Source organism: Streptomyces sp. NPDC059452, assembly GCF_042750035.1.
In the GTDB taxonomy this organism is placed as follows: domain Bacteria; phylum Actinomycetota; class Actinomycetes; order Streptomycetales; family Streptomycetaceae; genus Streptomyces.
This window is the reverse complement of the sequence record NZ_JBHYVE010000010.1, coordinates 248,608-255,675: the sequence shown is the minus strand read 5'-3', so window position 1 is coordinate 255,675 and position 7,068 is coordinate 248,608. Positions and strand designations below refer to the sequence as shown.

Annotated in this window: 9 protein-coding genes; 6 read left to right on the top strand and 3 right to left on the bottom strand. The window is 64.4% G+C overall.

What is annotated here, in order from left to right:
* Positions 1 to 236 precede the first annotated feature (236 nt).
* A protein-coding gene (locus ACFW9Z_RS16455) for an IS5 family transposase (protein WP_384640528.1) occupies positions 237 to 1,111 on the top strand; the annotation gives its coding sequence in 2 pieces (ribosomal slippage) (positions 237 to 630 and positions 630 to 1,111; 876 coding nt in all).
* Between the two features lie 38 nt (positions 1,112 to 1,149).
* Here the strand turns inward: ACFW9Z_RS16455 and ACFW9Z_RS16450 are convergent.
* Both ACFW9Z_RS16450 and ACFW9Z_RS16445 read right to left on the bottom strand, forming a co-directional pair.
* Complete coding sequence (locus tag ACFW9Z_RS16450) at positions 1,150 to 1,509, bottom strand: DUF6193 family natural product biosynthesis protein (RefSeq protein ID WP_384640525.1); 360 nt, start codon at positions 1,507 to 1,509, stop codon at positions 1,150 to 1,152.
* A gap of 88 nt (positions 1,510 to 1,597) precedes the next feature.
* Positions 1,598 to 1,861, bottom strand: a complete 264-nt coding sequence (locus ACFW9Z_RS16445; RefSeq protein ID WP_384640522.1) for a hypothetical protein — start codon at positions 1,859 to 1,861, stop codon at positions 1,598 to 1,600.
* Between the two features lie 199 nt (positions 1,862 to 2,060).
* On the opposite strand from ACFW9Z_RS16445, the gene ACFW9Z_RS16440 reads away from it, so the two are divergent.
* Together ACFW9Z_RS16440 and ACFW9Z_RS16435 are read left to right on the top strand one after the other, a co-directional pair.
* Positions 2,061 to 2,351, top strand: coding sequence for a hypothetical protein (locus ACFW9Z_RS16440; RefSeq protein ID WP_384640520.1), 291 nt, complete (start codon positions 2,061 to 2,063; stop codon positions 2,349 to 2,351).
* A gap of 478 nt (positions 2,352 to 2,829) precedes the next feature.
* Positions 2,830 to 3,093 (top strand): hypothetical protein, encoded by a 264-nt coding sequence (locus ACFW9Z_RS16435; protein ID WP_384640517.1) that lies wholly within the window; start codon positions 2,830 to 2,832, stop codon positions 3,091 to 3,093.
* Positions 3,094 to 3,176: 83 nt separating this feature from the next.
* Here the strand turns inward: ACFW9Z_RS16435 and ACFW9Z_RS16430 are convergent, their stop codons facing one another.
* Complete coding sequence (locus ACFW9Z_RS16430; protein ID WP_384640514.1) at positions 3,177 to 4,526, bottom strand: tetratricopeptide repeat protein; 1,350 nt, start codon at positions 4,524 to 4,526, stop codon at positions 3,177 to 3,179.
* A 115-nt stretch (positions 4,527 to 4,641) separates the two neighbouring features.
* Between ACFW9Z_RS16430 and tgmA the strand changes: the two genes are divergently transcribed.
* From tgmA to ACFW9Z_RS16415, 3 genes are read left to right on the top strand one after another with little or no spacing between them, the layout of a single operon-like run.
* On the top strand, positions 4,642 to 4,875 hold the full coding sequence (gene tgmA, locus ACFW9Z_RS16425) for a putative ATP-grasp-modified RiPP (RefSeq protein ID WP_384640511.1): 234 nt from the start codon (positions 4,642 to 4,644) through the stop codon (positions 4,873 to 4,875).
* A 1-nt stretch (position 4,876) separates the two neighbouring features.
* Positions 4,877 to 5,824 carry an ATP-grasp ribosomal peptide maturase gene (gene tgmB, locus ACFW9Z_RS16420; RefSeq protein WP_384640508.1) on the top strand — a complete coding sequence of 316 codons (948 nt, stop codon included), beginning with the start codon at positions 4,877 to 4,879 and terminating at the stop codon, positions 5,822 to 5,824.
* Positions 5,821 to 6,978 carry a methyltransferase domain-containing protein gene (locus ACFW9Z_RS16415; RefSeq protein ID WP_384640506.1) on the top strand — a complete coding sequence of 386 codons (1,158 nt, stop codon included), beginning with the start codon at positions 5,821 to 5,823 and terminating at the stop codon, positions 6,976 to 6,978. Before tgmB ends, ACFW9Z_RS16415 begins: the two co-directional genes overlap by 4 nt.
* Positions 6,979 to 7,068: the final 90 nt, after the last annotated feature.

Genomic DNA, 7,068 nt, shown 5'->3' with positions numbered 1-7,068 from the left:
AACCGAACTGCCCCCAGCTTCAACCGGATTGCTACGACAACCCGGCGGTGAAGGTCTCTCACCTCACTCGATTCCGTGGCGCCTCGTGGCGCACCCACCCGCTACGACAAACGAGCCCGCCACTACCAAGCCCTCGTCACCCTCGTCTGCCTACGACTCTGGCTCCCCACCGACATTGCGGACACCCCCTAGGGCCTGTTGTGAAAGTGGATCTTGGTCGTAGGTGATCACGTGTCATGGGGCGTGGAGATCTGACGAGCTGCCAGTGGGCCCGGCTGGAACCGTTGCTGCCGCAGGGCATCAAGCCGGGCCGTCCACTGGTGTGGACGCGGCGGCAGCTGATAGACGGCATACGGTGGCGGACCCGAACCGGCGCCCCCTGGCGGGACGTGCCCGAGAGGTACGGGCCGTGGGACCGGGTCTACGACCTGTTCCGGCGCTGGCAGCGAGACGGCACCTGGGCCCGGATCGTCACCCAGCTCCAGGCGGAGGCCGATGCGAAGGGCCTGATCACCTGGGACGTGAACGTCGACTCGACCGTGTGCCGGGCTCACCAGCCCGCCGCCGGGGCGGCGAAAAGGGGGATCTCCAGAAGGAACCGCCCGGCGGCGTCTTCACCGAACCGGCCGATCACGGACTCGGACGTTCCCGGGGCGGGCTGACCACCAAGATTCATCTCGCGGTAGAACAGGGACAGAAGCCTCTGTCGATCGTGATCACAGCCGGACAGTGGGGTGACTCGCCGCAGTTCGAGCCCGTTCTGGAGGCAATCCGGGTGCCCCGGCTGGGGCTTGGACGGCCACGCAAACGTCCGGGCCGGGTCCGCGCGGACAAGGCATACGACTCCCGCAGCAATCGCGCCTATCTGCGACGACGCGGGATCAAGGCCACGATCCCCATCCCTGCCGATCGGGCCAGCAACCGGGCCAAGCTTGGCTCCCATGGCGGCAGGCCGCCGAAGTTCGATAAGGCCGACTATCGCGAACGCCATGCCGTCGAGTGCGGAATCAACCGCCTCAAGAGGCAAAGGGCAGTGACCACCAGGTACGACAAGCTCGCCGTCCGCTACGAAGCCACGGTGCTGGTCGCAGTCCTCAACGAGTGGCTATGAACCTCAGGCTCAGTCCCCGGAACGGGTATCTCGCCGTGTTAATCGCCGCTCTCCATGACCACGTTTTCCGGCAAGTTTCTCACAGCGAGAGCGGCGGCTTCCGCCGGCGTCGCGACCTCGCCAAGCAGGGAGGCATAGCCGGATGAGTAGACCTTGTACGGCGGTCCGCCATACAAGATGAAGGGGAGGTCGTCGCGACCCGGTTCAACCCACGGCGGGGCGCTGCGCAGGAAGTGCAGGGTCCCATGAGTCGGGAATGGATAGAGGCCGCGCAGGCGGGGCTCGGCATGCGCGGCCTCAACGACGGCAAGCAGGGAGTCATGCATGGCTCCCCGCGTGCCCGGCCTGCGTTCCAAGAGCCAGCACCAAGCCGTCGCAACATCGGGGGCTTCAGACATGGCCCCATCTTCGACGTTCCAAGGGCCGCCCACAACCGACTCAGCTTCTCGGCGATCGCATCAACAGCCGCGACTTTCCCAACAGGCCCTAGAGGGGGGCCACGCCGAACGGCAGCAGCAAAAGAAGGCCGGTGGGGACGAGCCCGATGAACGCCCCGATAGCTGATTTGACTCGGTTCACCTTGTTGTAGAGCCCCAGGATTCCGAAGGTGACAGCGAGAGGGCCCAGTACGAACGCGAGCGGGGCCACTCCGAAGGAGTAAAAAGCCATGCAGGCCAGGCTGATGACGCCGAGCCCGAGCGACACGCTGCCATAGAGGCTAACGGGAGTGTCTTCCACTCTGCTGCTCATACGTACCCCTGAGATCATTCATGTTCGCCATGCGAGATGAATTTCACATGCGATGTGAAGGTTGTCGTTGGAGCCGCATGATCACCACTCCGGCTGATGATGTTAACACGCTTTCCGCTCTCGCCGTTGTCGCCTTTGGGTTCCATGGGATTACCCAGGTCCGGGACGGCTCGGCTGACCAATAAATTTCGGGGGATAAATGAGTAGGATTTCCGCTGCCAAGAAGGCTGCCCTGGTGCTTGCTCCAGTGGTCATAGCAACATCAGGAACGGCTCCAGCTGCTGCCTCTGGTGCAGAAGAAGCGGAGTCGGTGGCATTCTCTATTTCGGCGCTCTCGAATGGGGAAACGCGAACACTGAAGTCGCCCGAGGCGGACAGTGCGCAGGCGAAGCAACTGAAGCAGATGGACTTCAGTGTGGAGCAGGAGAAATCGGGAGAAACGGCTGTGGTTGATCGCTCCAGTGCGGGTGAGGGAATCACGGTTTCCTAGGGCAGTGCTTTCGTCGACCTCTCGTGGCGCGCATACGCAAGGGATGCCCGATACATCGTGCTCCGAGACGGGCACGAGATTGCCCGCCTTGAGGCAGGGGTGTCGTCGTTTCGTGACACGGGCATCGAGAAGGGCGCCGAATGCGAATATCAGGTGGCTCCCGTGCTCCCTGAGGGGGAAGAGGGCGCCGAGGCCCGTCGCTGGGGCGTGAAGGCGGCCATTCCGAAATCGGCATCCAGTGAGGATTTGCAGCAGGTGGCGTCCGCGCGGGCTACCGCTGCGGCGGCAGCGAAGACGACCACCCTAGGCGCGCGAAGGCAACCCATCCAAAACGCGAATCAGAGAAGGGGTGATCGCGCCCCGCGCCATCCTGACCGAACCTGACTGGATCGAGGTATTCACTCACTCGCCCAACAGTGCGACCGAGATTGCCAATGCCCGGTGCCGCGTCGTGGCCTCCGCCTAATGGTGACGCCTGGTGCCCGTGCTCGAAGTCGCGGCCGGTATCGGGGAAGTTGATTACAGCACGGCGAAAGACGCGTGCGTGTGCGTCGTGCGAATCGACCAGGCCGAACGAGACCTATCTACAGGGGGGCTCATGGTGACCACCGAGCGGGGCACGGTGAAGAACGGCGCGGCGACCATCGTAGCCCAGTACCGTTCCCAGCTTTCCCGACTACATCCGGGAATTGGGCCTCTCGCCAAGTTTCCGCACCTCTATTGCCAGCCCCGAACCCGATAGCGACGAATCGGATATCTGGGACTGAATGCCAGTGCACAGTAAGCCCGCTCTTTCACCCTTGCGAGGTGAGAGGGTGGGTTTTTTCATTTCCGGGTAAGTGACATTGCGCGCTCAACTGTTTGCCGAGCAAGGGAATTCTGGCGGTAGGGAGACAGAAGGGAAGGGATCTTCTTGACCTGCCCGTCAATTCTCCCTGAGTGAATAGCCGGATAGTCATCGAGAACGGAAGTCCATGTAGAGCACGCGGCTTCTAGGTGGCCAATTTCAAGCTGTCTCTCGGCTAGCAGAGAGCTGAAAGTTAGTTTGCTGCGCTGCATGTCCGTTGAGTCCCGAAGTCGAAAATGGTCGTGTAGAGACTCAATGCTTCCTTTGGTGTCACCCAATATGTGCCGTACTTCCGCTGTTGAGTAGGCGAGGGTAGCGGAACTGAAGCCGCCAAAAGTGCCGAGCTGGCTTTCTGCCTGGTTGACCGCGCGCTCTGCCGCTCGCAGGCTCGTGAGCGCGTTTTTCTTTTCTCCTGCAAGGGCGTAGGCGTGGGCCTGTTGCCCCGCCATGAATGCCCGCATACGAGGAGTGGACTCGGGTGATGCCTCTGCGGCTGCGTTCGCGAGCCTCGCCGCTGGTGCTCCGTGACCGAGGTTCGCGGCCTGTACAGACATGCCACGCAGAACGTGGCAGTACGTGTTGTGGTCCCCGCCCGCCCCGGCAAGTTCGAGGGCTTTTACGTAATACTGCTGTGCCCTGCCATGAGCACCTTCGTCAACTGCCATCCATCCGGTCAGGTAGCAGAGAAAGGCGGCGGCGGACAGCATGGACTTTCGTGTCTCGCTGGACGCGTCAGCGTTGAGATACGGGGTCACTGTGTTGACCAGAAACGCTGCGGCCATGGGGCGCGCGTAGCGGCCGCCAAAATCGTCATCAAGATCCGAAAGGCGTTCAGTCATTGCTCTGACTGCGCTTACCTCCGGTTGCCCGATGCGGAGTTTAGGGTTTTTCCCTAGTGCTTCCATTCGCCCTACAACATCCGGCCATCCGGGAACGCTAAGCGCGACGGAGAAGAGCCCCGCGCCTAGGACGCTTCGGCGTGAGGGGTCCATGTCTTGCCTCCCGAGGTCTACCAGACCTTCAACGGTAGTCGGGGGGCTGTTGGACTCCTTCGGGGGTGCTGGGAATCCTGCGTCGGCGTGTGTGATGGGGCGGATCAGTCTCCGGGCGAGTGCTTCCAGAATCAGCGGTCGCACAGCCTCTTTCGGCAGGTGGCCCTTTAGCCACTGGTGGACCGAGGGTTCCCGATACTTGAGGGGTGTTCCGCGCTCTGTGCCTAAGCGGTTGACCTCCTGTGCGAACTGCCGCAGGGTCCATCGGCTCTCGTGGTACAGGCGTTCAAGCCCGCCGTTCGGCTGCGGTGTCACTCGTCTCAACTCCCGTGCCATGGCCTCTTAAAGCTCTTAAGTCCCGCCCTCTTCCCAACGGTACCGCTGTGCGTGGTCGGACGGTTGCCTAGTGCGAGCACCACTCCACGCACCAACTACGAAGGAGGTACGCAGCATGAGCACCGCAATCGCTACGCCCGTCCCGTTCGGGGTCCGACACCTGGTCTCGCCCCCGCCGTCGAACAACGAAGCACCGGTCATCACGTACAGCGAGGGGTTGCAGCTCAACGTCTCCGCCGAGGGCAACCCGTGGCACGCGATCACGGCGGAGATGCCCGAGACGCAGACCGAGACCAGCAACGGCGACGGCTCGGCCCCCGGCTCCGACTCCGGAACCGACCTGTACTGAAATGCGAACCATCCTCATCCTGACCGGCCGGAACGATCTCACGGCCGACGCAGTGGTTGAGGAGCTGGTGAAGCGCGGGGAAGAAGTCGTCAGGTTCGACACTACCGACTTTCCCACCGCATCCCCTCTGGCTGTCTCCCTCACCGGGGACGGCTGGACGGGGCCCCTCGCCGGCTCCCGTACGGTCCGCCTGGAAACCGTGAAGTCGGTGTGGTGGCGACGCCCCAACGAGTTCCGGACCCCTGGCTACTGGCCTGGAAACGCTCGCGCCCTCGCGGTCTCGGAGGCGCGTTCGGGGCTGCTCGGCGTGCTTGGATCGCTGCCCGTCCGCTGGATCAACCACCCCTCGCGGGACGCTGCCGCGAACTACAAGCCCGTTCAACTCGCCGTTGCTGCCCGCTGCGGGCTCGACGTGCCCCGATCCGTGATCACGTCGGACCCCGAGCACGCCCGTACGTTCATGGGAGACGACACGGTTGTCTACAAGGGGCTTGGCGGGGGCGTGCTCGGCCCCGAAGGGAAGCGGCAGTTCCTTCCCGTGGCGCTTGTCTCCGCGGACGAGCTGGACGACGGAGTTGGCAGTACCGCCCACTTGTTCCAAGAGCGCGTGGACAAGGCGTACGAAGTGCGCTTGACCGTGATCGGGGAGCATATGTTTTCCGTCGCCATCCACACCGACAGTGAAGCCGCGCGGCTCGACTGGCGGACCGACTATCAGTCCCACCGGTACGAAGTGGTGGACATGCCCCCGGAGGTTGAGAAGGGGGTACGTCAACTCATGGACGAACTCGACTTGTTCTTCGGTGCGTTGGACTTTGCCGTCACCCCGGACGGACGTTGGGTGTTCTTCGAGGTGAACCCCAACGGCCAATGGCACTGGCTCGCTGTCCGGGCCGGGGTGCCGCTCGTGAAAGCCATGGCCGATGCCCTGCAAGGAGACACAGCATGACCGAAGCGCCCGCATGGACCGGAGCCGCCAAAGCGCTTGCCGACAAGGTGACCGCCGACGCTCCCGCATGGCATGACGGCGTAAGCAACACCCCCCGGCACCTACTCGTCCCGCGCTGGTGGCAGCGCATCCCGGACAGTCCGGCGCAGGAATGGGCGCTGGTGAACCTCCCCGAGGGCTCCCCGGAACGCCTGCACGCGGCGTACTCCGACGAGACGCTAGTCACCCGTGTCGGCCCCACGCACGCCGACCACGCCGCCCCCGGCGGACACGGCAAGGGTGACCCCACGTCGTCCAGCACACTGCCGGGGCTCATCGTGTCCATGGCCCATCGGCTCGACGTGAAGCCCGGTCAACGCGTGCTCGACGTGGGAACGGGTTCCGGGTACTCCGCCGCTCTGTTCGCACGCCGCTTGGGGGACGACAACGTGACGAGCGTGGACGTGGACCCGTACCTAGTCGAGGCAGCCCGGACCCGCCTCGCCGAGTTCGGGCGCACACCGCGCGTGGAAGCCATCGACGCAACCGGGGATCTCCCCGATTCGGAGTATGACCGCATCATGGCGACCGTTTCCGTACGGCCCGTCCCCGCGTCATGGCTCCGCGCGCTGCGTCCTGGCGGACGACTGGTCACGACCATTGCCCACACCGCCCTACTGATCACGGCGGACATGGGCACGGACGGAATCGCGCGGGGCACCGTCCAGCCCGACCCGGCCACGTTCATGGAGACCCGGCAGGAAGCGGACTACCCGGCGAAGCTGAACGACGTGTTCGTAAGGGCTCGCGTACGGGAGGGCGAGGACGTGCGACCCCCGGACGGGCCGGTTCCCGACCTGTGGCAGGAATGGCCCCTTCGGTGGCTGTTCGAGCTGGACACGCCCGGTGTAGAGACCCGCGCGGCTACCTACCCGGACGACGGGCGGCGTGTGGTGTGGCTACTCGCTGCGGACGGCTCATGGGCCCGAGCCGAGGACGGAACCTCACCCCTGGTGCACCAGGGCGGCCCCCGCCGACTCTGGGACGACCTGGAACGCGTCCGCCGCATCTGGGAAGAGCGCAACCGGTTCTCTCTCCACTCGATGCGCGCGGAACTCTCACCCAAGGGCAGCTACCTCCTGTCCCCGGATGACTCATGGCGCTTCCCCGTCTGACCCCACGCGAACCCCAGCCCCGCCCTTGTGCTCCCCCGTCGCGCGCGGGCGGGCCCGAGGATGTACTACGCGCCCCGTAGCGTCCCGCAC

What these genes read in the sequence shown, in the direction of transcription:
- ACFW9Z_RS16450 (WP_384640525.1), bottom strand. Translation starts at nt 1,509, where the DNA reads ATGTCTGAAGCCCCCGATGTTGCGACGGCTTGGTGCTGGCTCTTGGAA.
- ACFW9Z_RS16445 (WP_384640522.1), bottom strand. Translation starts at nt 1,861, where the DNA reads ATGAGCAGCAGAGTGGAAGACACTCCCGTTAGCCTCTATGGCAGCGTG.
- ACFW9Z_RS16440 (WP_384640520.1), top strand. Translation starts at nt 2,061, where the DNA reads ATGAGTAGGATTTCCGCTGCCAAGAAGGCTGCCCTGGTGCTTGCTCCA.
- ACFW9Z_RS16430 (WP_384640514.1), bottom strand. Translation starts at nt 4,526, where the DNA reads ATGGCACGGGAGTTGAGACGAGTGACACCGCAGCCGAACGGCGGGCTT.
- tgmA (WP_384640511.1), top strand. Translation starts at nt 4,642, where the DNA reads ATGAGCACCGCAATCGCTACGCCCGTCCCGTTCGGGGTCCGACACCTG.
- tgmB (WP_384640508.1), top strand. Translation starts at nt 4,877, where the DNA reads ATGCGAACCATCCTCATCCTGACCGGCCGGAACGATCTCACGGCCGAC.
- ACFW9Z_RS16415 (WP_384640506.1), top strand. Translation starts at nt 5,821, where the DNA reads ATGACCGAAGCGCCCGCATGGACCGGAGCCGCCAAAGCGCTTGCCGAC.